We start from the raw sequence: 23,344 nt of genomic DNA, 5'->3' as shown, positions 1-23,344 counted from the left end.
ACGCAATGATCGCGCCTTGACCTGGCTCAAACCCGGCCGGCTATAAGACCCTCAACACTGGGAACACCGATGAAGCCTGCCCGGGGCCTGTCCTCCACGCTCTACAGCGACCCGCACCCCACCGCCTATCTCGCCGCCTTCGCGGCGGTGATGGCGACGGCGGTCGCGCGCCTGTACCTGCCGGCGGCCTTCACCGCGCCCTCGTCGTTCCTGCTGTTCGTGCCGGCCGTGCTGGTCAGCGCCGCGCTCGGGGGCCTCGGTCCGGGGGCCTTCGCCACCACCTTCGCCTGGAGCAGCGTCTGGTGGGTGACGCGCGAGATCCCGTTCAACCTGGTCAGCGGCCTGTGCGCGGCGATCTTCCTGTCGGTGGGCTTCGGCATGGCCGTGGGCGGCGGCTGGTTCCACGCCGCGCGGCGGCGCGAGGCGGCGGTCAACGACCACCTGCGCTCGATCCTCGACACCGTGCCCGACGGGGTGGTGGTCATCGACCGCGCCGGGATCATGACCTCGTTCAGCCCCGCCGCCGAGCGGATGTTCGGCTGGAGCACGGACGAGGTCCTGGGCAAGAATGTCAAGATGCTGATGCCCGAGCCGCACGCGGCCGCCCACGACGACTACATCCAGCGCTACCACCGCACGGGCGACAGGCGGATCATCGGCGTCGGCCGGGTCGTGGTGGGCCAGCGCAAGGACGGCTCGACCTTCCCGATGGAGCTTGCGGTCGGCGAGACCAAGGGCTCGACCCCCTCCTATACCGGCTTCATCCGCGACCTGACCCAGAGCCAGGAGACCGAGACGCGCCTGCAGGAGCTGCAGAACGAACTGGTCCACGTCTCGCGCCTGACGGCCATGGGCGAGATGGCCTCGACCCTGGCCCACGAGCTGAACCAGCCGCTGTCGGCCATCGCCAACCTGCTGACCGGCTCGCGTCGCCTGATCGACCGGGGCCGCGAGGCCGACCAGGCCAAGGTCCGCGACGCCATCGACCGCGCCGCCGCCCAGGCGCTGAGGGCCGGCGAGGTGATCCACCGCATGCGCGACTTCGTTCGCCGCGGGGCCAGCGAGCGGGCCGACGAGAGCCTGTCCAAGCTGATCGAGGAGGCCTCGGCCCTGGCCCTGATCGGCGAACGCGACCGCCAGGTCGATGTGCGCCTGTCGCTCGATCCGGCCGCGGACGACGTCTATGCCGACCGGGTCCAGGTGCAACAGGTGCTGCTGAACCTGATCCGCAACGGCATCGACGCCATGCAGGAGGGCGGCGCGCGGCGAAAGGCCCTGACCATCACCAGCGCCGTGACCGATCAGGGCTGGTCGCGGGTCAGCGTCGCCGACACCGGCCCCGGCATCGCGCCCGAGGTGCTGGAGCGCCTGTTCCAGCCGTTCATGACCACCAAGCCGCAGGGCATGGGAGTGGGCCTGTCGATCTCGCGCTCGATCATCGAGGCGCACGGCGGCCGCATCTGGGCCGAGGCCAATCCCGGCGGCGGGGCGCTGTTCCGCTTCACCCTGCCGCCCGCCGATCATAACAAGGAGTCCGCTGATGACTGACGCCGCCCCCTTGGCGCCCCACGTCGTGCACGTGGTCGACGACGACGAGAGCGCCCGCGAGTCGCTGGCCTTCCTGCTGGAGTCCGCCGACTTCGAGGTCATCGCCTACGCCAGCGCCCCGGCCTTCCTCGACGCTCTGCCGGACGCCAAGCCCGGCGTGGTGATCACCGACGTGCGCATGCCCGAGATGAGCGGCCAGGAGCTGGTCGCGCGGCTGGCCGCTTTGAAGGTCAAGATGCCGATCGTGATGATCACCGGCCATGGCGACATCCCGATGGCCGTCGAGGCCATGCGCTCGGGGGTCGTCGACTTCATCGAAAAGCCGTTCTCGGACGCCCGGATGCTGGACGCCCTGGGCCGCGCCATCAAGGCCGCCGAGGCCGCGCCGGTCACCGACGACCAGGCCGCCATCCTGCACCGCCTTGAGACCCTGTCCGAACGCGAACGCCAGGTGCTGGACGGTGTCGTCGCCGGCCACGCCAACAAGGTCATCGCCCGCGAACTGGGCATCAGCCCCCGGACGGTCGAGATCTATCGCGCCAAGCTGATGACCAAGATGCAGGCCGACAACCTGGCGGCCCTGGTGAGGATGACGCTGTCGGTGCGGGGCGGCTGAGCGCTGGCCTCGGCGTTCGCTTCGCTACGGCCGGGATGACAAGGTTTGGCTGGCTCCGAGCACTTCGCTGAGCCTCACGCTCAGCGCGTCCCCCAGGAGCGGCTTCTCCACCAGAGACACGCCCTGCACGCCCCGGCGCACCAGCCGCTCGACGTCCCCCGTCAGCACGATCGTCGGGCTCTCTCCCACGGCGGGCCACTCGTCACGCGCGTCGTCGATGACCACCGCCGCCACCGGTCTTCCGTCCGGCCGCACGCCCACCGCATAGCCCTCGGTCTCCAACGAGAAGCGGAGCGCCTCGCGGAGGGGCTCGTCCTCGACGAGCAGCAGGATGAGGGGGATGTCCGTCATGATCCCATTGTGCGGGGTCGGCGGTCCACGTGGATTGATCCGCCTCAAACCGTCGATACCGCATGCTCGCGTAAGGGGGTTTCCTTAGGCGCGGTTCCCGAATATCGCGAAGCTGGGAATAGGCGCATGACCCTACCAACAGAAGGGTCTTTCCATGCTGTCTCCGCTTCGCATCGACGCCGCTCCCACCGCTCTCGACACCGTGCTGGCCATTCCGGGCGCCTGCCCGCGCTTCTCGCGCGACGAGGAGATCTTTGGCGAGGGCGAGGCCGCCGACTACGTCTACCAAGTGGTGTCGGGCGCGGTACGGACCTACCGCATCCTGCGCGACGGTCGCCGCCAGATCGACGACTTCCACTTCGCCGGTGAGTATTTCGGCCTGGAGATGGGCGCTACCCACCGCATCACCGCCGAGGCCCTGACCGACGCCAGCATCCGGATGATCCGGCGCGGGGCGCTCAGCGACCTGGCCGCCACCCGCAGCGACGCCGCCCGGGCCCTGTTCCGCGTGACCGCCGAGGTGCTGCAGCGCAGCCAGGACCACGTGCTGATGCTGGGCCGCCGCTCGGCGCAGGAGCGGGTCGTCGGCCTGCTGCTGGACATCGCCGAACGCACCCACGCCCGCGCCGAACTGGACGTGCCGATGGGCCGTCAGGACATGGCCGACTATCTGGGTCTGACCATCGAAACCGTCTCGCGGACGCTGACGGCCCTGCAGGACGAAGGCCTGATCGCCCTGCCCAGCGTCCGGCACGTGGTGCTGAAGGATCGTCGGGCGCTGGAGCGGATGGTCGACTAGACTCCACCCTCGTCCGACTGTTCCAGCCCCGCGATGGTCGCCTCTTCCCGCGCGCCGCCCTTGTCGATGGCGCGCAGGGTGGCTTGGCGCAGGGCGTAGACGACCAAGGCCGTCAGGATCGCCGCGTTCAGCACGAACGGCCCCCAGCCGACGCGCTCGTAGAGCAGGACGAACAGGGGCGCGACCACGACATTGAGGCCGTTGATCGCGGCGATCGCTCCGGCCGCGCCGGCCTGGTCCCTGGACTCGACCGACAGCGACGCCCCCGCTGTAAAGCCCGGCCGCGCGAAGCCGTAGCCCAGGCTGGCGATGGCGTAGCCGATCGCGACGGCGGCGTAGTCGGGCGCGAAGGCGACGACGATGTTGCCCAGGGCCGCGCAGCCCACACCCCAGCGCATCAGGTCGCGCGGCCCCATGCGGAACATGCGGATCAGGCCCCACTGGGCCAGCAGCGCGGCGACGGCCCCGGCCGCCATGGCCAGGGTGATGAAGCCCTGGGCCTTGACCGGCGGCAGGCCCAACTTGTCGATGATCAGAAAGCCCAGGGTCTGGGTCTGGGCGGTCTGGCACGCGGCGACCAGGAAGCCGAAGATCAGGAAGGGCTTGAGACGGGGATCCCGCCACAGGGCCTTGTCGCCGCCGCGCCAGGGCAGGCCGAGCCGGCGGCGGGGCAGGGTCTCGCCACGTCCAGGCTTGAAGGTCTCGGGCAGGCCGCGATGCACGACCACCATCATGCCCGCCGCGAGCAGGGCGAAGGCGAACATCGGCCCGGCCAGTCCCACGCCCGGCAGCACGAACAGCGGGGCCAGCAGCGGGCCGACCACCGTGCCAAGGCCGAACGCCCCGGCCAGGGTGGCCATGGTCTGGGTACGCTCCTCCCGGCTGGTGCGCTCGGCCATATAGGCCTGGGTGGCCGGATTGGCCGCCGAGCCGAAGGTCCCGAACAGCGCCCGGCACAGCAGGAAGGCGACGAAGATCACCAGCGGCGGAGCCAAGTGATGCAGGCCGGCTGACACCACCAGGGCGCACAGCAGCATCGAGACGGAAAAGCCCGCGAGCCCCAGCAGGATCAGCGGCTTTCGTCCCCTGATGTCCGACTGGCGGGCCCACAGCGGCGAGGTGATCGCCCACAGCACCGCCGACAGAGAGAAGATGGCCGCGACCATGGCGTCCGGGATGCCGATCTGGCGGCCGATGGCCGGCAGCACCGACAACATGCCGTTGTTCCCCATGGCGGTCGCTACCGACACGCCAAAGAGGATCGCGAACGGCGCCCGGTTATCCCGGGCCTCTTTGGACTCCCCAGTCATCAAACGATCGTTAGAGCCTGTGAGCTTCGCACGCAATGTGTCGCGGATCACAGACGGCTAGAGCGTGGCAGCCGAAAGTGTGAGAGGTTTCGGCGCCCGCCACGCTCTAAGTGTTTGAGATAGAGCCTGTTTATCCGTTCTGATGATTCCATCAGAACGGACAGGCTCTGGGACGACCGCGTGAAAACGTTGGCTTAATCATTAACCGCGATCATGCGGCTTCATTCTCGGGGTCGGTCTTCCACCATGTTCCAGATCATCGGCATCGTCATGCTCTTCGGCATGGTGTTTGGCAGCTACCTGATGGGTGGCGGCAAGCTGGACGTGATCATCGAAGCCGCCCCGCACGAGCTGATGGCCATTCTCGGCGCGGCCGTCGCCGCCTTCCTGATCTCCAACTCCATGGTCGTCATCAAGGGAACGGCCGGCGGCTTCGGCAAGATCTTCAAGGGTCCCAAGTGGAAGCCGTCTGACTATCGCGACCTGCTGTCCCTGCTGTTCCTGCTGACCAAGACGATGAAGTCCAAGGGCGTCATCGCCCTGGAAAGCCACATCGAAAAGCCGGGCGAGAGCACGATCTTCAACCGCTACCCGAAAATCACCCACGACCACTTCGCCGTCGACTTCATCTGCGACACCCTGCGGATGATGACCATGAACCTGGAGGACCCCCACCAGGTCGAGGACGCGATGGAAAAGCAGCTCGAGAAGCACCACCACGAGGCGCTCGAGCCGGCTCACGCTCTGCAAAACATGGCCGACGCCCTCCCCGCCCTGGGCATCGTCGCCGCCGTGCTGGGCGTCATCAAGACCATGGGCTCGATCACCGAACCGCCGGCCGTCCTCGGCGGCATGATCGGCGGCGCCCTGGTCGGCACCTTCCTCGGCGTGTTCATCGCCTATGGTATCGTTGGCCCGATGGCCACGCGCCTGCAGGCCGTCGTCAACGAGGACGGCGCCTTCTACAAGATCATCCAGGCCGTCCTGGTCGCCCACCTGCACGGCAACGCCGCCCAGATCTCGGTCGAGATCGGCCGCGGCAACGTGCCCTCGCCCGCTCAACCCAGCTTCGCCGAGCTGGAAGAGGCGCTGTCGCAGATCCCGAACGAGTAGGCGCACGTTAGCGCGTCGTAACTTGCACCCGCTTTCGAACCGGTATTCCTTGCCGTCAACGACGTTTAGGGGACACCTCATGAGCACCATCCGCAAACTCATCATCGCCGGCGTGGCCGTCTCGGCCCTGTCGCTGGCCGCCTGCGGCGGCAAGCATGAGGACGCCGAGGGCGACAGCGCCGCCGCCAAGGCCGCCGCCGCCGACGCCTCCACGGTGACCGACGCCGCCTCGGCCAAGGACCAGGCCGCCGCCGACGCCAACAAGGCCGCCGCCGACGCCGCAGCGGCCCCGGCCGATCCCGCGGACGCCGCCACGCAGACCGCCAACGACGCCGCGGCCACCGGCGCGACCTCGACGCCCTCCGCGACCTCGGCCACCGCCGCCGCCGATGCGGCCACCGCCGCCAAGCCGGAAGAGAAGAAGGCGGGGCACTAAGCGCCCACTCTCTCTTATTTGATCAAAGGGCCGCTCCGCTTGGGCGGCCCTTTTTCGTTGACGCTCCGTACCCGCAAGCGCTCTAGCAGCCTTATGAGCGCCACCATCCCTCCCGACGGTTCGCCCCTCGTCTGGCGCGAGGACGGCCTGCCGCGGTCCAGCCTGTACGGGGACGTCTATTTCTCCAGCGTCGACGGCCTGGCCGAGACGAAAGCGGTGTTCCTGACCGGCTGCGGCCTACCCGAGCGGTTCGGGGGGCAACCAGACTTCACGGTCGGCGAGCTCGGATTCGGCTCGGGCCTGAACATCGCCGCCCTGCTCGATCTCTGGCGGCGCGAGAAGCCGGAGGGCGGCCGCCTGCATGTCTTCTCGATCGAGGCCCATCCGCTGGCGCGCGACGAAGCCGCCCGGATCCTGGCCCACTGGCCGGAACTCGGCGAGGCCGCCCAGGTGCTGCTGGACCATTGGCCCGGTCGCGCCCGGGGTTTCCACCGCGTCGACCTGCCCGACTTCGACGCCGTGCTGGACCTGGCGGTCATGGACGTGATTCCGGCGCTGGAAGCCTGGGACGGCGCGGCCGACGCCTGGTTCCTGGACGGCTTCTCGCCCGCCCTCAACCCCGCCATGTGGCGCGAGGAGGTTCTGGCCGCCGTCGCCCGCCGTTCGGCTCCGGGCGCTCGCGCGGGGACCTTCACCGTGGCCGGCGCGGTGCGGCGCGGCCTGCAAGCCGCCGGCTTCGAGATCGCCAAGCGTCCCGGCTTCGGCCGCAAGCGCGAGCGGCTGGAGGCCTGGCTGCCCCTCTCAAGCGAAGGGAGCGCTGACGAAACCGCACCGCGCCCCCGGACCCTCGCGGTCATTGGCGGTGGCATCGCCGGCGCCGCGCTCGCGCGCGCCGCGCGCGCCGAAGGCCTGACCGTCACCGTCATCGACGATCCGGACAGCGTCGCCGCTTCGGGCAATCCCGCCGCCCTGGTCACCCCCGCGCTCGACGCCGGCGGCGGTCCGCGCGCCGCCCTCTACGCCCAGGCCTTCGCCCGCGCGGCGGCGCTCTACGAGGCCGAGCCCGGCGCGCTTATCGCCCGCGAGGTCCTGCAACTGCCGGCCAGCGAGCGCGACCCGGCCCGCTTCGCCACCGTCGCCGGCCAGGACCTGTTCGAGCCGCGGACGATGGTCGTGCGGCAAGACGCCTTGGCCATGATCCGCGCCCTGGTCATCGAGCCCGCCGTCGTCACCGCTGCCTGGACCGGCCAGATCGTCCGTCGCCGGGCCGCGCGCCTGGAGCGCGAGGGTGAAGGCTGGTGCCTGCTGGACGAGGCCGGCGACCTGATCCTGGTCGCCGACCGTGTGGCCCTGGCCGGCGGCGCGGCCAGCGGCCAGCTTGTTCCCGACATCCGCCTCAAGCCCGTGCGCGGCCAGGCCAGCTGGACCACCGGCGCGACGACCCCGGCGACGGCCTTCGGCGGCTATGCCGTCCCGACCCGCGAGGGCGTCCTGTTCGGCGCCACCCACGATCGCGACCAGACCGCCGTCGATGTCCGTCCCGAGGACCACGCCCGCAATCTCGAGACCCTGGCCAAGAGGCTGCCGGACCTGGCCAGGCGCCTGACGGGCAAGATGTTCGATGGCCGCGCGGCCATCCGCGCCACCACGCCCGACCGCCTGCCCCTGGCCGGACTTCGCGACGACGGCCTGATCGTCCTGACGGGCCTTGGCTCACGGGGCTTCTGTCTCGCCCCGTTGCTCGCCGAGCATCTGGTCGCCAAGGCGCTGGGTCATCCTTCGCCCCTGCCGCGCCAATTGTCGCACTTGGTCGAGTCGCGCCGTTTCGACTCGCCTGTCACGGGCATCGGCGTATAATCGAACGTGGTTATCGGAGCGCGTGTGACGGACCCTTTGCCGTCGTCGCGCTTCCTAATCCGCTGAAGTCTAAATGAGGCCGGAGCCCCCTATCGCCGGCCTGCGTGACGGCGGTCCTCCGCCCTCTTGGTCCGCCGGATCGGACGCTCCCGACGCCCCATCGGGAGCGTCTTTCCGTTTTAGGTCCCTGTCGGATCCTCCCCCGGAAGGGGGAAAAGAAAAAGGGGCCGGCCTCGCGGCCAGCCCCCAATTCCGTCGATCAAGTCTTCCTTATTGGAAGTTGATCGAGACCGTCGAACGGCGGTTCAGCGGTTCCTTGACGCCATCGCCAGTCGCGACGGCCGGAGCGCTTTCGCCCTTCCAGTCGACCGCCACGGTCGTGGCGTTCAGGCCCTGGCTGACCAGGCCATCGGCGACGGCCTTGGCGCGGCGTTCCGAGAGCTTCTGGTTGTAGCGATCCGAACCCGAGGTGTCGGTGTGACCCGTCACCACGACCTTGGTCGCGTTGCCGCCCTTGGCGTACTCGGCGGCCTGTTGGACCACCGCCTGGGCTTCCGGCGTCAGCACGTACTGATCGAACGGGAAGTAGACCACGAACTCGCGCGCTTCATAGGCCGGAGCGGCCGGCATCGGCGGCGGGGGCGGGGGCGGAGGAGGCGGCGGGGGCGGGGGCGGGGGCGGCGGGGGCGGGGGCGGCGGGGGCGGGGGCGGCGACCCGAAGGTGTAGCGCAGACCCAAGGTCACCGAAGCGTCCTTGTACTTGCCCGAGAAGGTGCCGACGTCGGTGATCGAACCACCGGCCGGACCCGTGTTCTGGGTCACCGAACCCCACTTGAGGTTCTTGGTTTCCAGATAGCGGCCGGTCAGGTCCATCGACCAGTTCGGGGCGAAGTTCCAACCCAGGCCCACGATGCCTTGATAGGCGAAGGCTTGGTCGACGTCGTCGAAGTTGGTGTTCTGGAAGCGAGCGCCGCCGGCCGGAACGCCCGACAGCTGGCCATAGGCCTTGTTGTGCACCCAGGCCGTACCGGCGCCAGCGCCGATATACGGGTTGAACGTGCCACCCGGCGCCAGGTCGAAGATGACATTGGCCATCAGGGTGGTGGCCTTCAGGCTGCCGTCCAGCTCACCGCAATCCGGGGCGGCCGGCGAGCGGCCGACGCCGGGCGTGCAGAGGCCGATCGGCTGAGCGCCGGCCAGACCATTGCCGCGGACGCTGTTCAGATCGCCGGGGCGGTAGCCGTATTCGGCTTCCACGCGCCAGTTCGGCGTGAACTTGTAGCCCAGGCGAGCAAAGCCGGCCCAGTCCTTCTCACCACCGAAATTCCACTGATAGCCGTTCGAGGACGTGGCCTTGACGTCCTTCGGCTGGTGATAGCCCACATCGCCCGCGACATAGAAGCCGCTCAGGGCGCTTTGAGCCGAAGCGCCCGAGGCCGCGCCGAGCGCGATCAAGGCGACGCCGGCTAGCAACCGCATATTCATGTTTAAAAACCCTCTCTAGTCTCTGTCGTATGTCGCGGGCCCGACACGTCCCCGGGACCTCAGCACGACAAACGCGCACCCAGCGGATTCAGGTGTGGCAGAAACGCCACAAAGAGCAGTCAATTGTGAAAATCTCGCCGCCGCACCGGCCTTCCGGCAGCGCTTAGCTTAGCCAAGGACCTGCGCGCACATGTCGCAAGTAGCGGAGATTGCAGGAGAAATTCCATTTCCGCATACTGCTGACTTGGGCGAGTGGAGTATGTCCGTGAGCATTGAAGCGTTTCCCGAAGCTGGCCCGGAACCCGTGATGATAACGGGCGGCGAGACCCCAAACTCTTTCGTCAACGCCAATGCTCGCGTCGGTGTCGTGGCCGGCAAGAACAGCATGACCGTCTCCGAAGCCGCCTCGCAGCTGCTGCGTGGCGAACCTGGCTGGGGCCCCGCCCTGCATGTCGGGGCGACGGTGACCTACGCCTATCGCGCCACCGCGCCGGCCACCATGCCCACCGACACGGCGGGCTTCTCCCCGTTCAACAGCGCCCAGATCGCCCAGGCCGAGAAGGCTCTGCAGGCCTGGTCGGACGTCGCCAACGTCAAGTTCGTGCGCGCCGGAACCGGGACCACGGGCGAGACCGCCTACAGCGACAACGCCGCCATCCTGTTCGGCAACTACAGCACGGGCGAGTCCGGCTCGGCCGCCTTCGCCTACTATCCGGGCAACGCCCAGGCCAGCAGCCGCTCGGGCGACGTCTGGGTCAATTCCAGCCTCGGCTACAACAGCAACCCGAGCGCCTCGAACTACGGCGGGATGGTGCTGGTCCACGAGATCGGCCACGCCATCGGTCTGGCGCACCCGTCCGAGTACAACGCGGGCGACGCGGCCACCGCCATCACCTACAGCGCCGACGCCGACTATTATGAGGACAGTCGCCAATATACGGTGATGTCCTATTTCAGCGAGGCCAACACCGGCGCGGCTTTCGGCGGCGCCTATGCCTCCGCGCCGTTGCTGGACGACATCGCCGCCGCCCAGCTGGCCTACGGCGCCAACATGACCACCCGGACGGGCGACACGGTCTACGGCTTCAATTCAACCGCCGAGCGCGACTGGTTCTCGGCGACCTCGTCGTCGACCAAGCTGGTGTTCGCCGCCTGGGACGCCGGCGGGACCGACACCTTCGACTTCTCCGGCTACAAGGTCGCTCAGACCATCGACCTGCGCGAAGGCTTCTTCTCCAGCGTCGGCGGCCTGACCGGCAACGTCACCATCGCCATCGGCGCGGTCATCGAGAACGCCATAGGCGGTTCGGCGACTGACACCATCACCGGCAACGCGGCGGCCAACCGCATCACCGGCGGCGCGGGCAACGACGTCCTGGACGGCGGCGCGGGCGTCGACATCGCCGCCTATGCCGGCAAGTTCGCGTCCTACGCCGTTACCGCCCAGGCCAATGGCGGCTGGCAGATCAAGGACAATGCCGGGACCGACGGCGTCGACACCGCCATCAATATCGAGAGCCTGCAGTTCGCGGACCGGGCGGTCGCCCTCGTCGACAGTCGCGTGGCCTCGGCCATGGCCAGCGTCCTGCGCCTGCAGACCTTCAGCACCGGCGCCGACGCCATGACCAAGTCGATCGCCGGCGCCATGGCGTCGGGGACCAGCTACACGGACGCCATCGGCCTGGTCATCAAGGCCACGGTGAACACCAGCGCCGTGGCCGCCCTCTCCTACCAGTTCTTCACGGGCAAGACCCCGACCGCCCTCGGCATGGACTACCTGGTCGATCCGAACGGCGCGAACCCCAACACCCTGAACAGCGCCTACTATCAGTCGTTCGACACGGTGAACCGCTTCATCAACTTCTCGGTCAATCTGGGCAAGAACGGCGAAGGCGCCTCGGCCTTCGCGGCGACCTTTGGGGCCTTGAGCCTCTTCGACGCGACCCGGAAGGCCTATACGGCCATCTTCGGCCTGACCCCGACCGACCAGAAGGTCCATGATCTGCTGGACACCACCGTCACAGTGGGCGGCTCGACCATGACCCGCGCCGGCTACCTGGCCTATTACGGCCAGGACGGCGCGGACGGCCAGGGGACCAAGGCGGCCATGGTCGGCTGGCTGTTGGCGGCGGCCGAGACCGAGCACATCGGCGTCTACGCCAAGTCGGCCGACGCCTTCTTCGCCGACCAGGTGACGCACAACGTCTATGGCGTCGACCTGATCGGGACCTATGCCAAGCCGGAATACAATCTGACCTGAGGCAAGAGCCTCATTCCGACGACAAGACGCGGCGGCGGGCTTTCGGTCTCGCCGCCGTTTCGCGTTCGTGGAATCCAAAAGGCGGCCCCGCGCGTTTCTCCTGGCCGAGGAGATCGCTATGCCCTTCACCGCCCGCGCCTTGCATCTGCATGGCCACCACGCCCGCCTGATCGACGAGAGCAGCCCGGAAGCGGCGGCGGTCGCCTATGTCGAGGACTTCGCCCACGATATCCCCGACAGCGACGCTGGCGGCGGCGATCTGTCGATCCTCGTCCGCGATGAAGACACCGGCGCCGAGCAGTGCTTCCGCGTGGATCTGTCGACCGGCGAGACCGAACCCTGCGCCGGAGCCTGAGCCTGAGCCTGAGCCTGAGCGCAAGAAGAGCCGTTTCCTTCAATCCGTCACGGCTGGACCGTGGTGGATTGTCCTTCGACATTCCCCCCACCCGGAGAAAACCGACATGAAGATCGTCAGAAGCGGCTCGGCCGCCTGGAGCGGCGGCATAAAGGACGGCAAAGGCTCGATCTCGACCGAGAGCGGCGCGCTTCAGGACTATCCCTACGGCTTCGCCAGCCGCTTCGAGGGCCAGCCCGGCTCCAACCCCGAGGAACTGATCGCCGCGGCCCACTCGGCCTGCTTCACCATGGCCCTGTCGCTGATCCTGGGCGAAGCCGGCCTGAAGGCCGACCGCATGGACACCTCGGCCAAGATCACGCTGGAACAAGTCGAGGGCGGCTACGCCATCACCGCCTCGCACCTGACCCTCAAGGCCAGCATCCCGGGCGCGGACCAGGCCCGGTTCGAAGAACTCGCCGCCAAGGCCAAGGCCAGCTGCCCGGTGTCGAAACTGCTCAACGCCGAGATCACCCTCGACGCCAGCCTGATCGAGTAGGATCCTTCGGCGTCGCGCCCGCACGGAGCCGCGACGCCGGGAGACAGCGCCGTGAGTCGTTACACCGCGCGAACGGCTGGCCGTGCTGGAGGCGGAAAACCAGCGGGTGCGCGAGCCTCTCGTCCCCCATAGGCGTTCCGCGCCGGAAGCTGACGAACTCGTGTCTTGGCGTGAGCGCCCTCGGCGCCGCACCCTCCGTCGTCACAGGAGGGACCCACCATGAGCGAACGCATCTTCCGCCAGGGCGACATGCTGCTGCGCACCGGGATGAGCCTGCCGCACCTGGGCGTCTATTCGGGCCAGGTCTACGAGGTCGAGGACTACCACCATCACGCCGAAGGCCTGTACGTGAAGGGCGTCGACGAGGGGCTGGACCCGGGCAGCTTCCAACCCATCGGCGAGCCCATCTAAACCGCCGGATCGGCGCGTTCTGGAGCCTGGCCGAGCATCTTCGGCGCGGGCGCCGGACGGGGCGCGCCGCTCTCGTGAAAGTCCCGGTCGCCAAGCGCGACGCGGGCCAGCGCCGGCCCGATAGCGGCGGGGGCCGCGCCGTCCGTCACATCGCCAGCCAGTCCTGATAGGCGCGACGCCCCAAGCCGCCGGCCATGCCTCCCGCGTGGAGGCCAGGCTCGCGAAGAGCCGCCCGCATCCCTTCGATCGCCATGAAAGTCCCCGAGCAGCGGCCCAAGCCGCGCCGCGGTGAAGCCTCTTGCATATCGTCGTTATTTGATTAACACGTTATGGGGGAATTCTGGGGATTTCAACCATGGCTAACATCGCCGTCCTGCACGGCTGGAGCGACAAGGGCGATTCCTTCAAGCCCCTGCGCGAGTTTCTGACCGCCAACGGCTTCGCGACCGAGGACGTCTTCCTGGGCAATTACATCTCGCTGGACGACGACGTCCGCGTGGAAGATGTCGCCAAGCGCATGGATGTCGTGATCCGGGCCCTGATCACGGCCGGCAAACTCACCACGCCCTTCGATCTGGTCGTTCATTCCACCGGCGCCCTTGTGGCCCGCCAATGGCTGCTCGACCGGCGCCGAGCCGGCCAAGGCCCGCTCGTCCGACGGCTCGTCATGCTGGCGCCGGCCAATTTCGGATCCAAGCTCGCGGCCATCGGCAAGAGCATGATCGGGCGGCTGACCAAGGGCCTGAGCAATCGTCTCGAAACCGGCGAGGAGATGCTCAAGGCCTTGGAACTGGCTTCGCCCTACCAGTGGAATCTGGCGCGCGAGGACATTCTGGCCCCTCCCGGCAGCGCCGATCCGTCAGGCCCGTTTGGTCCGGGCGGCGTCATGCCTTTCGTGATCGTCGGCACGCGCGCCTACGATTCCGGACCCCAGCAGATCGTCAATGAAGATGGATCCGACGGCACGGTGCGGGTGCCGGCGGCCGATCTCAACGCGGTCGGCCTGACGATCGACTTCAGCCAGAACAGCAGCGCGCCGACGCTGACGCCCTGGCCGAGCCGCTTGGCGGCGCGCGCGCCCCTCGCGGTCCTTCCCGAGCGCGACCATAGCGAAATCACCCATCCCGAACAGGATGGTCAGGCGCGCCCCCCCTACGCCGCCCGACTGGGACAGCTTGTCCTGCAGGCACTGCGTTGCGAAACGCCCGACGAATACGCCGCGATCACCGCCCAATGGCAGGCCATCAGCGACGACACCGCCGACCTGGCGCTGAACCCGCAGCGGATCGACGCGGTGTTCGGCGACCTGGATCGTCCCAGCCCCAAACATTTCCATCGCTACCTGCAACTGGTGGTCATGGTCCGCGACGACTACGGCAATCTGGTGGGAGACTACTTCCTGGAGTTTGGCGAGCCCTCCGCCAGGAACCGCAAAAGCATGGTCACCTTCCACCGTGACGTGCTGGCTGGGGTGCACAACAACTCCAGCCATTCGGCCTATCGCTGTCTCTATATCGACCACACGGATCTTCTGGAGGTCTTCTACGACAAGGCCGATGAGTTGGCGGTCAGCATTTCCGCCGCGCCCATCGGCCGCAATATCAAGTATTTCGACTCCAAGGCCGACTCGGCCAAGGGGCAGATCAAGCTGCACGCAAAGGACGTCGATGATCGCGCCCAGATCCAGGCGCGGTTGTTTCGCAACCAGACCCATCTGATCGAGGTGATCATTCCTCGACGGCCGATCGACAAGGTGTTCTCGTTCCTGACCTAGGCCGGGAGACGATCACCGCGGCGATCGGCTTTCCCCTCTTGAGCTAAAGGAGGCTGCGCGTTTCTCGGAATTGCTGGGGGTCGGCGGAGCGAAGGCGGGTGGCCAGGGAGAATCCCCATGGCGGGGCGGCTCACGCGACGGCGGCGCGTCACGACGCGGGGTTCCCAGGCCTGTCAGGAGGCATTTTGCGCCCGGCGGACGAAGGCCGAGTTGCTGGCTACGTCAGCCATGGGCTTCGCATGCCGCTCAGCAGCAGATGAGCGTTATCGACAGCCCGATAACGGGGCTTCAACGATCGCGATATCTTGGAAGGGAATGGTGGACGCGACAGGGATTGAACCTGTGACCCCCTCGATGTCAACGAGGTGCTCTCCCGCTGAGCTACGCGTCCGCCGAAGCGATCCGAAGCGCCTTCGAAAAGACGTCCCGGCCGGGAAGGTGTGGGGGTATAGCGGCGGCTTGGCCGGTACGCAACCCGCCCAGGAACTTTTACCCGACTTTTTTCGAGCCTGGCCGCTAACCCCTTATGCCGCCATCATCTTTTCCACCTCGGCGACTAGGTCGCGCAGGTGGACGGGCTTGGACAGCACCTTGGAGCCGGCCGGTGCGCGGTCCTGGGCCGAGAGCGCGACGGCGGCGAAGCCGGTGATGAACATGATGCGCAGGGACGGATCGCGCGCGGCGGCCTGGCGGGCCACCTCGATGCCGTCCATGCCCGGCATGACGATGTCGGTCAGCAGCAGATCCCAGGGATGTTCCAGGTGCTGGACGGCTTCCTCACCATCCGCGCAGGCCTGAACTTCGAAGCCGGCGCGCTCCAGCGCCCGGGCCAGGAAGCCGCGGAGGGAATCATCATCTTCGGCGAGGAGGATGCGGGCCATGAGGTCACGTTCCAGGGAAAGTCGTCGATCGGAGGGGCACTGTACCGCGCCGAGCGTAAATCGGGGATGAACCTAAGTGTCGCGGCTGTGGACGAACCGCCGCGCGGATGTTTGTCGTTTGACCCGGCGCCGCAGGGCTTCGATGATGCGCGGCATGAGCGCTTGGCGGCCCCTCACGACCGATGACGCGGCGACGGCGCCGTTCGAGACGTTCGGCGCTCCGGCGTTCGAGGTGACACGCGCCGCCCCGGCCGGAGCGCCGCCGCCGACGGCCCTGGTGTTCGCCTCGCCCCATTCGGGCGGGATCTATCCCGAGGACATGATCGCCGCCGCCCGCCTGCCGGTCGAGACGCTGCGCGCTTCGGAGGACGCCTTCGTCGACCGCATCATCGACGGGGCGCCGGCCCTGGGGGCCAGCGTGATCCGCGCCCGCTTCGCCCGGGCCTATGTCGACCTCAATCGCGAGCCTTGGGAGCTGGACCCGGCGATGTACGCCGAGGCCCTGCCCGACTACGCCCAGGGCCGCTCGGCCCGGGTGGCGGCGGGGCTGGGCACGATCCCCCGCATCGCCAGCGAGGGCCGGCCGATCTACGCCCGCAAGCTGACCTTCGCCGAGGCCAGCGCGCGGGTGGAGCTGACCCACCGCCCCTATCACGACGCCCTGGACCGCCAGCTGGCGGCGGCCCGGGCGGCGCACGGGGCGGCGATCCTGATCGATTGGCACTCGATGCCCGCCGCCGCCGCGCGCGGCCAGCGGACCCGCAACGGCGGCCCCTGCGACATCGTGCTGGGCGACCGCTTCGGCGCGGCCTGCTCGCCCAAGCTGACCGGGCTGGTCGAGCGCGAACTGGAGGCCCTGGGCTATCGCGTCGTCCGCAACGCCCCCTATGCCGGCGGCTACACCACCGAGCACTATGGCCGCCCGGCCCGGCGCACCCACGCCCTGCAGATCGAGATCAATCGCGCGCTCTACATGAACGAGACCACGCGCGAGCCGACCGAGGGCCTGGCGAGGCTGACGGCCGACGCCGAGACGCTGACCCGGGCGCTGGCGAGGATGGATCTGGCGGATTTGAAGTAACGCTCGCGCTTCACAGCGCCCACGCCGCGCCTCTAAGCCGGCGGCGTCTTCTTCTCGGCTGGAACCTTTGCTCCAGGCCGGGCGGGCGTCTTGGTCGCGGAGTTTGCCCTTTCCCCCTTCGAACCCTGGGAGGATGGCGGTTTCGCATTGGCCACGCGACCGCCGCCGCCGGATGCGGCGGGCCGCGAGGGGCTCGTCATATCCAACAGGCGACGCGCCATGGCCACGCGACCGCGATCCGTGGCGATCGCCGCCCACCGCGCCTCGAGATCGGCGTTGACCCGGGCGCGCTGCGCCTCGTCCATCGCCGGCACGTAGTCGGTGAGCACCCGGATGCACCAGTAGTGCTCGAAGGGCGTCCGGAACGTCCCATTGTATCCCAGAAGCCATGTGAGATTGGCCGCGTTGACAGCAACCGACGCCAACACGATCCGCATCAGGCGCGCGCCGTCCGAGCCGTCGGGCGTGCTTAGCGCCAGCGCCAGGTCGGAGGCGGACAACCTTCCCGCCAGCGCAAGGGCCTCATGGACCAGGGCCGTCATCTTGCGGGTTCGCGCCGCGCTCGCGGGCTCATCCGCCCGAATGGCCTCGTAGCGGCGGCCGAGCTCGGCGAACGCGGCGATCACCCGATCGGAGGGGTCCGCCGGTCGCGGCACGCGGGGAAGCACCGAGAAAAGCCGGCGGATATCGAAATTGGCGAGCGAGTAGGCGTCGGAAGCCTCCTCGGGGCGGCACCTGGATGTAAGCAGCTCGATCGCGCCGGGCTTCTCCAGCCAATGATAGGCCGCCGGACGCGCGGCGACATCGCCCAGAGCCGCGGCCTGGAGCTTGCCCAACAGCGCCCGGTCTTGCTCCAGCACGAAGCGAAGATCGGGGAATCGCAGGAGCAAGGCGACGCACTTGCCGATCTGTTCGGGCGTGATGTCGGGCTCGCGATCGTCCGGGCTGTCGAACAACCCCTGATCGTTGGCGATGTAGAGGGCGAGGCGGAACGTGCTGATGAACTGCTTGATGCGTCGCGGATTGTGTTCGAACACCCCGCTGACGAGCTTCACGACCTCGCGTATCCGCTCGGAATCCCGCTCCATCTTGCTCTGGAACTTGCGTCGCCGAGCTTCCACCGCGACCTCGCTTTGCTGGACGGGGTCGGACGCGACCTCGGCGGCTGGCGGCGCGGACCGGGGCCAGACCGCCCTGAACCATGCCGCCCAATACTCCCGGAGCCTCATGCTCCATACCGGTCGCGCCGCCGTGGCGGGCTCTTCCGCGAAGAAGCTATCGAGCGCGTTCTCGTTCGCAATGGGCAGCGAGAAGCTGATCTGGATGAACTTCTCCAGATAGCCGTAGCCAAAGTACAGCGGCGTATAGTTGTCTTTCTCGTCGTTCGGCTTCCAGTGGGCGCTGTCCCGAAGGAAGGGCAGGATATCCTTGTATTTCTGGGCGATCCCGGCGGCGACCTTTTCGCGATCCATCCCGATGACGAACACCAGGTTCTTGGCGTCGCCGATCATCAGGTTGATCGCCTGCATCAGATCGGCGGCGCGCGGCACGTCGCAGCGGTCGAGGTCGTCGATGAAGATGAACACGCGCCGATCGCCGGCATAGACTTCAATCAGCCGGTTCAGGTCGAGATGGAAGGTCTCGATAAATGCGACATGCCCCTCGTAGTCGGGCCTGGCGATGTACTTCTCCAGCTTCAGGGAGAGGGGCAGCTTGATCGAGGAATAGACCTTGCGCAGGCCCGCCAGGCCAAGGGCCACCGTCGCGCCGAACGTCCCCGTCGAGGCGAGAAGGCCCAGGCCCTGCTCGGCCAGTTTCGAATCCTTCTCGCCCGTCAGCAGCCAGCCGAAAAGGCTTCCCAGCCACGCGGGGTGGTTGTGGGCGACGTTCCACACCACGAGGGCGCCGACCAACAACAGCAGCACCGACGCCAGCAGGCGGAAGATTTCGATCCACGCCCCCAGGCCCTTTAGCCGCTTCAGAAACAGCAGCATGTCTCCTCGCCAGGCGCGGACAAGGCCAACCTCCTCGCGCAGCGACTTCACGAAGGCCAGGGCGAAGGCCGCCCAGAGCGCGTCCTGCTTGTCGTGGCGCCAGGCGTTGAAGCGGACGGACAGCGGCTTGTCCTGAGTGTCGCCGACAGATCGCGCCGCGGCGCCCAGGCCGCCCAGCCACCGGGGCAGCCGCTCCAGGAACGGCGACTTGATCCGGCGCCCACCGATGGCGTTTTCCAGCTGCAGCATGAACGACGACTTGCCGCTTCCCCACTCGCCCTCGATCGAAATCGTGAACGGGGGTTTGGTCGCCGGCGCGGTGAGGAAAAGCGCTATGGCGTCGACATAGGGCGCGAAGCCCAGGCTATCGACCGACGTCGGCTGGTCGCCCACGGCGTTGCCGGCGATGCTTTCGGCTTCGGGCTCGCGGACTCGCGTCGCCGTCTTCTCGTCACCCATACCCGCTCGCCCCCGCGAATCCGGCGCGGCCCGGCATTCAGCCTTCCCGCCAGATGAGAAGGCTAGCACAATGCACGAAAGGGTTGAACGCCCGGTGGTGATTTCGTTTCGGCGGTCTGTGATCGCGCTTCGGCGAACTGACGCCCCGGCGCAACGACTTGAGACCCAGCACCGGGATCGAGCTTCAGGGAGCCGGACGCGCCTCCCGAGCCACAGGCCAAAAAAAAGCCCGGCGAAACCGCCGGGCCAGTTCATTAGGGAGGAAACGCCCAGGAAGGGCAGAGGCGACAGCGCCGCCTCACAGGAATGTTTATAGGGTGCGGCGCAAAAACAGGCAAGTAAAAAAGTAGGCGTTAATGTCGATTTTTTGACAGGGGTATAGCGCAACCCGTTACGCCGTAAGGATCACAGAACGACGCTCTTCCGAACTGCTGTAAATATAGGCATGTTGCGCCGCACAATTCGTTGCCTTTGAAACGGTCTCGACTGAGAACACCTCGCAAACCCAAGCCGCATAAGGCTTTGCCGATGACACCGGTTACCTGCGACAAGTCTTTGCAAAGGTGAGGGGTGGATAAATCGGACGCAGTCGCGTAAAAGCCGCGCGCCTGACGCGCACAGCGTCATCTCCTATTCCTCCCGAAAGTCCGTCCGCTCCCATGTCCATGCGAAATATCGCCATCATCGCGCACGTCGATCATGGCAAGACCACCCTCGTCGATCAGCTGCTGGCCCAGTCGGGCGTCTTCCGCGCCAACGAAGCCACCACCGAGCGCGCCATGGACTCCAACGACCAGGAGCGCGAGCGCGGCATCACCATTCTGGCCAAGTGCACCAGCGTGTTGTGGAACGGTGAGGCGGGCGAAACCCGCATCAACATCATCGACACCCCCGGCCACGCCGACTTCGGCGGCGAAGTCGAGCGGATCCTGGGCATGGTCGACGGCTGCGTCCTGCTGGTCGACGCCGAAGAAGGCGTCATGCCGCAGACCAAGTTCGTGCTGACCAAGGCGCTGAAGATGGGCCTGAAGCCGATCCTCTGCATCAACAAGGTCGACCGCGCCCACGCCGATCCGGACCGCGTCCACAACGCCGCCTTCGACCTGTTCGCCGCCATCGGCGCCACGGACGAGCAGCTGGACTTCCCGCACATCTACGCCTCGGGCCGCGCCGGCTGGGCCACGCTGGACATGAACGTCCCCAACGACAACCTGGCCCCACTGTTCGACCTGATCGTCCGCCACGTGCCGGAGCCGAAGCAGATCGCCAAGACGGACGAGCCGTTCCAGATCCTGAACGTGCTGATCGAAAGCGACCCGTTCCTGGGCCGCCTGCTGACCGGCCGCATCGAGAGCGGCAAGGCCATCCCGGGCATGGCCATCAAGGCCCTCGACCGCAACGGCAAGGAAATCGAGCGCGGCCGCATCACCAAGGTGCTGGCCTTCCGCGGCCTGAAGCGTTCGCCGGTCGACGAAGGCGCCGAGGCCGGTGACATCGTCGCCATCGCCGGCATGAGCAAGGCCACCGTCGCCGACACCCTGTGCGCCCTGGAAGTGACCGAGGCCCTCCCGGCCCAGCCGATCGATCCGCCGACCATCTCGATGACCGTCTCGGTCAATGACAGCCCGCTGGCCGGCCGCGAAGGCGACAAGGTCCAGTCGCGCGTCATCCGCGATCGCTTGCTGAAGGAAGCCGAATCGAACGTGGCCATCAAGGTCACCGAGACGGCCGAAGGCGACGCCTATGAGGTGTCGGGCCGCGGCGAACTGCAACTGGGCGTCCTGATCGAGAACATGCGTCGCGAAGGCTTCGAGGTGTCGATCAGCCGTCCGCGCGTCGTGTTCCAGACGGATCCGGAAACCGGCAAGCGCATGGAGCCGATGGAAGACGTCATGATCGACGTCGACGACGAGTTCTCGGGCATCGTCATCGAGAAGCTGTCGCTGCGTAAGGCCGAGCTGAAGGACATGGGCCCGTCGGGCGCGGGCAAGACCCGCATCCAGCTGGTCGCCCCCTCGCGCTCGCTGATCGGCTATCAGGGCGAGTTCCTGACCGACACGCGCGGTTCGGGCGTGCTGAACCGCGTGTTCAGCCACTACGAGCCGTACAAGGGCGCCTTCGACCAGCAGCGCAAGGGCGTGCTGATCTCGAACTCGGACGGTGAAACCGCGGCCTACGCGCTGTGGAACCTGGAAGAGCGCGGCGTGATGTTCGTCGGCGCCAACGAGAAGTGCTACCTCGGCATGATCATCGGCGAGAACGCCCGTCAGGACGACCTCGACGTCAACCCGATGAAGGCCAAGCAGCTGACCAACGTCCGCGCCTCGGGCAAGGACGAGTCGATCCGCCTGACCCCGCCGCGCCGCATGACCCTCGAACAGGCCATCGCCTATATCGAGGAAGACGAGCTGGTCGAGGTGACCCCGAAGAGCATCCGCCTGCGCAAGCAGATCCTGAACCCGTCGTTCCGCAAGCGTCGCGTCAAGGAAGAGTAGGCTTTTTCGAGCCTTCGAAGATTGGGCCGCCGTCCGAAAGGACGGCGGCCTTTTTCGTGGCGAGGCAGAGCCTAGGACTTCTTGATCAGGCCTAGCAGCCAAAGCAGCAGGATCGCGCCCAGGGTCGATATCAGCAGGCTGCCGATCCAGCCCCAGAAGTGGATGCCCAGCATTCCGGCCAGGAACGCGCCGATCAGCGCGCCGACCAGGCCGACGATCAGGTTGGTCAGCAGGCCGTGGTCCCGCTTCATGATCTTCTCGGCGATCCAGCCGGCGAAGATCCCGATGATGATGGCTCCGATGAAACCCACGCCGTGCATGCTGATGCCCTCCTTTGGAAGCTGAGCCATGAAAATGCGCGAGTCGCCGCCGGGTTTCAGAATTTCCGCGCCGTGTTAGGCAAAGGCATGGTTCACCCCATCTTCGACAACCTGCCCACCACCATCTTCGAGCGCATGAGCGCCCTGGCTCGCCAGCACGGCGCGATCAATCTGGGCCAAGGCTTTCCCGACGACCAAGGCCCCCTGCCCGTCCGCGAGGCGGCGGCGCGGGCGCTGATCGAGGGTTCCAACCAGTATCCGCCGATGCGCGGCCTGCCCGAGCTGCGCGCCGCGGTCGCCGGGCACTATGCGCGCGCCCAGGACCTGACGCTGGATCCCGAAAGCGAGATCGTCGTCACCTCCGGCGCCACCGAGGCCTTGGCGGCGGCGTTCACGGCGCTGATCTCGCCCGGCGACGAGGTGGTGCTGTTCCAGCCGCTCTACGACGCCTATCTGCCGCTGGTCCGCCGCGCGGGGGGCGCGCCGAAACTGATCCGCCTGGCCCCGCCGCACTGGCGCTTCGACCGGGCGATGCTGGAGGCCGCGTTCAGCGACAAGACCGGGATGGTCGTCCTGAACAGTCCGCTGAACCCGGCCGCCATCGTCACGCCCGACGAGGACCTGGCCCTGCTGGCCGAGTTCTGCGTCAAGCACGATGCGATCGCCGTCTGCGACGATGTCTGGGAAGCGGTGGTGTTCGACGGCCGTCGGCACAGACCCTTGATCAGCTTCCCCGGCATGCGCGAGCGGACGGTGAAGATCGGCTCGGCCGGCAAGCTGTTCGGCATGACCGGCTGGAAGGTCGGCTTCCTGATGGCCGCGCCCGCCCTGATCAAGCCCCTGGCGGCCGCCCATCAGTTCCTGACCTTCACCACCCCACCGAACCTGCAGGCGGGCGTGGCCTGGGGCCTCGACAACCATCGCGCCTGGTTCGACGACATGCCCGCCGAGATGCAGCGCTCCCGCGACCGCCTGACCGCCGGCCTGCGCGCGGCGGGCTATGTCGTGCTGGACAGCCAGGGGACCTATTTCCTCAATGTCGACCTGACGGCGTCGGGGATCCCGGTCGACGATGTGACCTTCTGCGAGCGGACCGTCGTCGAGTTCGGAGTCGCGGCGATCCCGGTCTCGGCCTTCTTCGCCGAGAGTCCGGTGCGCGACGTGGTGCGGCTCTGCTTCGCCAAGGCGGATGCGACGCTGGACGCGGCGATGGAACGGTTGGCGGCGGCGCGGGCGTCTTTCAGCGCGCAAAGCCGATAGG

At 67.6% G+C, this 23,344-nt stretch carries 20 protein-coding genes, 1 tRNA gene and 1 pseudogene; 14 read left to right on the top strand and 8 right to left on the bottom strand.

From position 1 onward, the window contains the following. Positions 1 to 69 precede the first annotated feature (69 nt). Both ACW175_RS02960 and fixJ read left to right on the top strand, forming a co-directional pair. Entirely contained in the window at positions 70 to 1,548 is a 1,479-nt protein-coding gene (locus ACW175_RS02960) for a PAS domain S-box protein (RefSeq protein ID WP_492103174.1), read from the top strand. Beyond that, positions 1,541 to 2,164 (top strand): response regulator FixJ, encoded by a 624-nt coding sequence (gene fixJ / locus ACW175_RS02955; protein ID WP_492103173.1) that lies wholly within the window; start codon positions 1,541 to 1,543, stop codon positions 2,162 to 2,164. The genes ACW175_RS02960 and fixJ overlap by 8 nt, the downstream gene beginning before the upstream one ends. A gap of 24 nt (positions 2,165 to 2,188) precedes the next feature. Here the strand turns inward: fixJ and ACW175_RS02950 are convergent, their stop codons facing one another. Next, a complete protein-coding gene (locus tag ACW175_RS02950; protein ID WP_492103172.1) occupies positions 2,189 to 2,515 on the bottom strand; it encodes a nucleoside transporter in 327 nt (108 codons plus the stop codon). Positions 2,516 to 2,669: 154 nt separating this feature from the next. On the opposite strand from ACW175_RS02950, the gene fixK reads away from it, so the two are divergent. Then, positions 2,670 to 3,314 (top strand): transcriptional regulator FixK, encoded by a 645-nt coding sequence (gene fixK, locus ACW175_RS02945; protein WP_492103171.1) that lies wholly within the window; start codon positions 2,670 to 2,672, stop codon positions 3,312 to 3,314. Here the strand turns inward: fixK and ACW175_RS02940 are convergent. Beyond that, positions 3,311 to 4,624: an MFS transporter gene (locus ACW175_RS02940; protein WP_492103170.1), complete on the bottom strand. Its 1,314-nt coding sequence runs from the start codon at positions 4,622 to 4,624 to the stop codon at positions 3,311 to 3,313. The two genes, fixK and ACW175_RS02940, sit on opposite strands and share 4 nt — an antisense overlap. Before the next feature lie 60 nt (positions 4,625 to 4,684). Further along, positions 4,685 to 4,771: pseudogene (locus ACW175_RS02935) on the bottom strand (hypothetical protein); the annotation flags it as partial. Between the two features lie 99 nt (positions 4,772 to 4,870). On the opposite strand from ACW175_RS02935, the gene motA reads away from it, so the two are divergent. From motA to mnmC2, 3 genes are all read left to right on the top strand, one after another. Beyond that, positions 4,871 to 5,737 (top strand): flagellar motor stator protein MotA, encoded by an 867-nt coding sequence (motA, locus tag ACW175_RS02930; protein WP_492103169.1) that lies wholly within the window; start codon positions 4,871 to 4,873, stop codon positions 5,735 to 5,737. Positions 5,738 to 5,816: 79 nt separating this feature from the next. Further along, positions 5,817 to 6,173, top strand: coding sequence for a hypothetical protein (locus ACW175_RS02925; protein ID WP_492103168.1), 357 nt, complete (start codon positions 5,817 to 5,819; stop codon positions 6,171 to 6,173). A gap of 93 nt (positions 6,174 to 6,266) precedes the next feature. Next, positions 6,267 to 8,030 (top strand): tRNA (5-methylaminomethyl-2-thiouridine)(34)-methyltransferase MnmC2, encoded by a 1,764-nt coding sequence (mnmC2, locus tag ACW175_RS02920; protein ID WP_492103167.1) that lies wholly within the window; start codon positions 6,267 to 6,269, stop codon positions 8,028 to 8,030. Positions 8,031 to 8,300: 270 nt separating this feature from the next. On the opposite strand, the gene ACW175_RS02915 is transcribed toward mnmC2, so the two are convergent. Then, complete coding sequence (locus tag ACW175_RS02915) at positions 8,301 to 9,515, bottom strand: OmpA family protein (protein WP_492103166.1); 1,215 nt, start codon at positions 9,513 to 9,515, stop codon at positions 8,301 to 8,303. 265 nt (positions 9,516 to 9,780) lie between these two features. Between ACW175_RS02915 and sapA the strand changes: the two genes are divergently transcribed. From sapA to ACW175_RS02890, 5 genes are all read left to right on the top strand, one after another. Next, on the top strand, positions 9,781 to 11,775 hold the full coding sequence (sapA, locus tag ACW175_RS02910) for a protease SapA (RefSeq protein ID WP_492103165.1): 1,995 nt from the start codon (positions 9,781 to 9,783) through the stop codon (positions 11,773 to 11,775). A 118-nt stretch (positions 11,776 to 11,893) separates the two neighbouring features. Next, positions 11,894 to 12,130: a DUF5961 family protein gene (locus ACW175_RS02905; RefSeq protein WP_492103164.1), complete on the top strand. Its 237-nt coding sequence runs from the start codon at positions 11,894 to 11,896 to the stop codon at positions 12,128 to 12,130. Between the two features lie 106 nt (positions 12,131 to 12,236). Continuing rightward, positions 12,237 to 12,668, top strand: coding sequence for an OsmC family protein (locus ACW175_RS02900; protein ID WP_492103163.1), 432 nt, complete (start codon positions 12,237 to 12,239; stop codon positions 12,666 to 12,668). A 219-nt stretch (positions 12,669 to 12,887) separates the two neighbouring features. After that, positions 12,888 to 13,079 carry a hypothetical protein gene (locus ACW175_RS02895; RefSeq protein WP_099575751.1) on the top strand — a complete coding sequence of 64 codons (192 nt, stop codon included), beginning with the start codon at positions 12,888 to 12,890 and terminating at the stop codon, positions 13,077 to 13,079. Positions 13,080 to 13,434: 355 nt separating this feature from the next. Then, a complete protein-coding gene (locus tag ACW175_RS02890) occupies positions 13,435 to 14,853 on the top strand; it encodes an esterase/lipase family protein (protein ID WP_492103162.1) in 1,419 nt (472 codons plus the stop codon). 316 nt (positions 14,854 to 15,169) lie between these two features. Here ACW175_RS02890 and ACW175_RS02885 read toward each other — a convergent pair. Both ACW175_RS02885 and cpdR read right to left on the bottom strand, forming a co-directional pair. After that, positions 15,170 to 15,244: transfer RNA gene (locus tag ACW175_RS02885), tRNA-Val, on the bottom strand. Between the two features lie 133 nt (positions 15,245 to 15,377). Beyond that, positions 15,378 to 15,734, bottom strand: coding sequence for a cell cycle two-component system response regulator CpdR (gene cpdR, locus ACW175_RS02880; RefSeq protein WP_099575750.1), 357 nt, complete (start codon positions 15,732 to 15,734; stop codon positions 15,378 to 15,380). Between the two features lie 154 nt (positions 15,735 to 15,888). Here cpdR and ACW175_RS02875 point away from each other — a divergent pair, with 154 nt between their 5' ends. Further along, the gene (locus tag ACW175_RS02875; protein ID WP_492103161.1) at positions 15,889 to 16,815 is read left to right on the top strand and encodes an N-formylglutamate amidohydrolase; all 927 of its coding nucleotides are present in this window, start codon (positions 15,889 to 15,891) and stop codon (positions 16,813 to 16,815) included. 32 nt (positions 16,816 to 16,847) lie between these two features. Here the strand turns inward: ACW175_RS02875 and ACW175_RS02870 are convergent, their stop codons facing one another. Then, positions 16,848 to 19,268 (bottom strand): KAP family P-loop NTPase fold protein, encoded by a 2,421-nt coding sequence (locus ACW175_RS02870; protein ID WP_492103160.1) that lies wholly within the window; start codon positions 19,266 to 19,268, stop codon positions 16,848 to 16,850. 659 nt (positions 19,269 to 19,927) lie between these two features. On the opposite strand from ACW175_RS02870, the gene typA reads away from it, so the two are divergent. Further along, positions 19,928 to 21,763 carry a translational GTPase TypA gene (gene typA, locus ACW175_RS02865; protein ID WP_492103159.1) on the top strand — a complete coding sequence of 612 codons (1,836 nt, stop codon included), beginning with the start codon at positions 19,928 to 19,930 and terminating at the stop codon, positions 21,761 to 21,763. A 71-nt stretch (positions 21,764 to 21,834) separates the two neighbouring features. Here the strand turns inward: typA and ACW175_RS02860 are convergent, their stop codons facing one another. Next, positions 21,835 to 22,083 (bottom strand): GlsB/YeaQ/YmgE family stress response membrane protein, encoded by a 249-nt coding sequence (locus ACW175_RS02860; protein ID WP_492104884.1) that lies wholly within the window; start codon positions 22,081 to 22,083, stop codon positions 21,835 to 21,837. An 87-nt stretch (positions 22,084 to 22,170) separates the two neighbouring features. Between ACW175_RS02860 and ACW175_RS02855 the strand changes: the two genes are divergently transcribed. Continuing rightward, complete coding sequence (locus tag ACW175_RS02855) at positions 22,171 to 23,343, top strand: aminotransferase (protein WP_492103158.1); 1,173 nt, start codon at positions 22,171 to 22,173, stop codon at positions 23,341 to 23,343. The last annotated feature ends 1 nt before the right edge of the window (position 23,344 follow it).

Source organism: Caulobacter sp. FV1ye6ST (genome assembly GCF_058681225.1).
Note: the sequence above shows the minus strand (reverse complement) of the source record. Positions and strands in the feature narration are given on the sequence as shown.

What these genes read in the sequence shown, in the direction of transcription:
- ACW175_RS02960 (WP_492103174.1), top strand. Translation starts at nt 70, where the DNA reads ATGAAGCCTGCCCGGGGCCTGTCCTCCACGCTCTACAGCGACCCGCAC.
- ACW175_RS02940 (WP_492103170.1), bottom strand. Translation starts at nt 4,624, where the DNA reads ATGACTGGGGAGTCCAAAGAGGCCCGGGATAACCGGGCGCCGTTCGCG.
- ACW175_RS02870 (WP_492103160.1), bottom strand. Translation starts at nt 19,268, where the DNA reads ATGGGTGACGAGAAGACGGCGACGCGAGTCCGCGAGCCCGAAGCCGAA.
- ACW175_RS02890 (WP_492103162.1), top strand. Translation starts at nt 13,435, where the DNA reads ATGGCTAACATCGCCGTCCTGCACGGCTGGAGCGACAAGGGCGATTCC.
- ACW175_RS02875 (WP_492103161.1), top strand. Translation starts at nt 15,889, where the DNA reads ATGAGCGCTTGGCGGCCCCTCACGACCGATGACGCGGCGACGGCGCCG.
- ACW175_RS02950 (WP_492103172.1), bottom strand. Translation starts at nt 2,515, where the DNA reads ATGACGGACATCCCCCTCATCCTGCTGCTCGTCGAGGACGAGCCCCTC.
- typA (WP_492103159.1), top strand. Translation starts at nt 19,928, where the DNA reads ATGTCCATGCGAAATATCGCCATCATCGCGCACGTCGATCATGGCAAG.
- ACW175_RS02915 (WP_492103166.1), bottom strand. Translation starts at nt 9,515, where the DNA reads ATGAATATGCGGTTGCTAGCCGGCGTCGCCTTGATCGCGCTCGGCGCG.
- fixK (WP_492103171.1), top strand. Translation starts at nt 2,670, where the DNA reads ATGCTGTCTCCGCTTCGCATCGACGCCGCTCCCACCGCTCTCGACACC.
- ACW175_RS02860 (WP_492104884.1), bottom strand. Translation starts at nt 22,083, where the DNA reads ATGCACGGCGTGGGTTTCATCGGAGCCATCATCATCGGGATCTTCGCC.
- ACW175_RS02895 (WP_099575751.1), top strand. Translation starts at nt 12,888, where the DNA reads ATGAGCGAACGCATCTTCCGCCAGGGCGACATGCTGCTGCGCACCGGG.
- mnmC2 (WP_492103167.1), top strand. Translation starts at nt 6,267, where the DNA reads ATGAGCGCCACCATCCCTCCCGACGGTTCGCCCCTCGTCTGGCGCGAG.
- cpdR (WP_099575750.1), bottom strand. Translation starts at nt 15,734, where the DNA reads ATGGCCCGCATCCTCCTCGCCGAAGATGATGATTCCCTCCGCGGCTTC.
- fixJ (WP_492103173.1), top strand. Translation starts at nt 1,541, where the DNA reads ATGACTGACGCCGCCCCCTTGGCGCCCCACGTCGTGCACGTGGTCGAC.
- ACW175_RS02905 (WP_492103164.1), top strand. Translation starts at nt 11,894, where the DNA reads ATGCCCTTCACCGCCCGCGCCTTGCATCTGCATGGCCACCACGCCCGC.
- motA (WP_492103169.1), top strand. Translation starts at nt 4,871, where the DNA reads ATGTTCCAGATCATCGGCATCGTCATGCTCTTCGGCATGGTGTTTGGC.
- ACW175_RS02900 (WP_492103163.1), top strand. Translation starts at nt 12,237, where the DNA reads ATGAAGATCGTCAGAAGCGGCTCGGCCGCCTGGAGCGGCGGCATAAAG.
- ACW175_RS02925 (WP_492103168.1), top strand. Translation starts at nt 5,817, where the DNA reads ATGAGCACCATCCGCAAACTCATCATCGCCGGCGTGGCCGTCTCGGCC.
- ACW175_RS02855 (WP_492103158.1), top strand. Translation starts at nt 22,171, where the DNA reads ATGGTTCACCCCATCTTCGACAACCTGCCCACCACCATCTTCGAGCGC.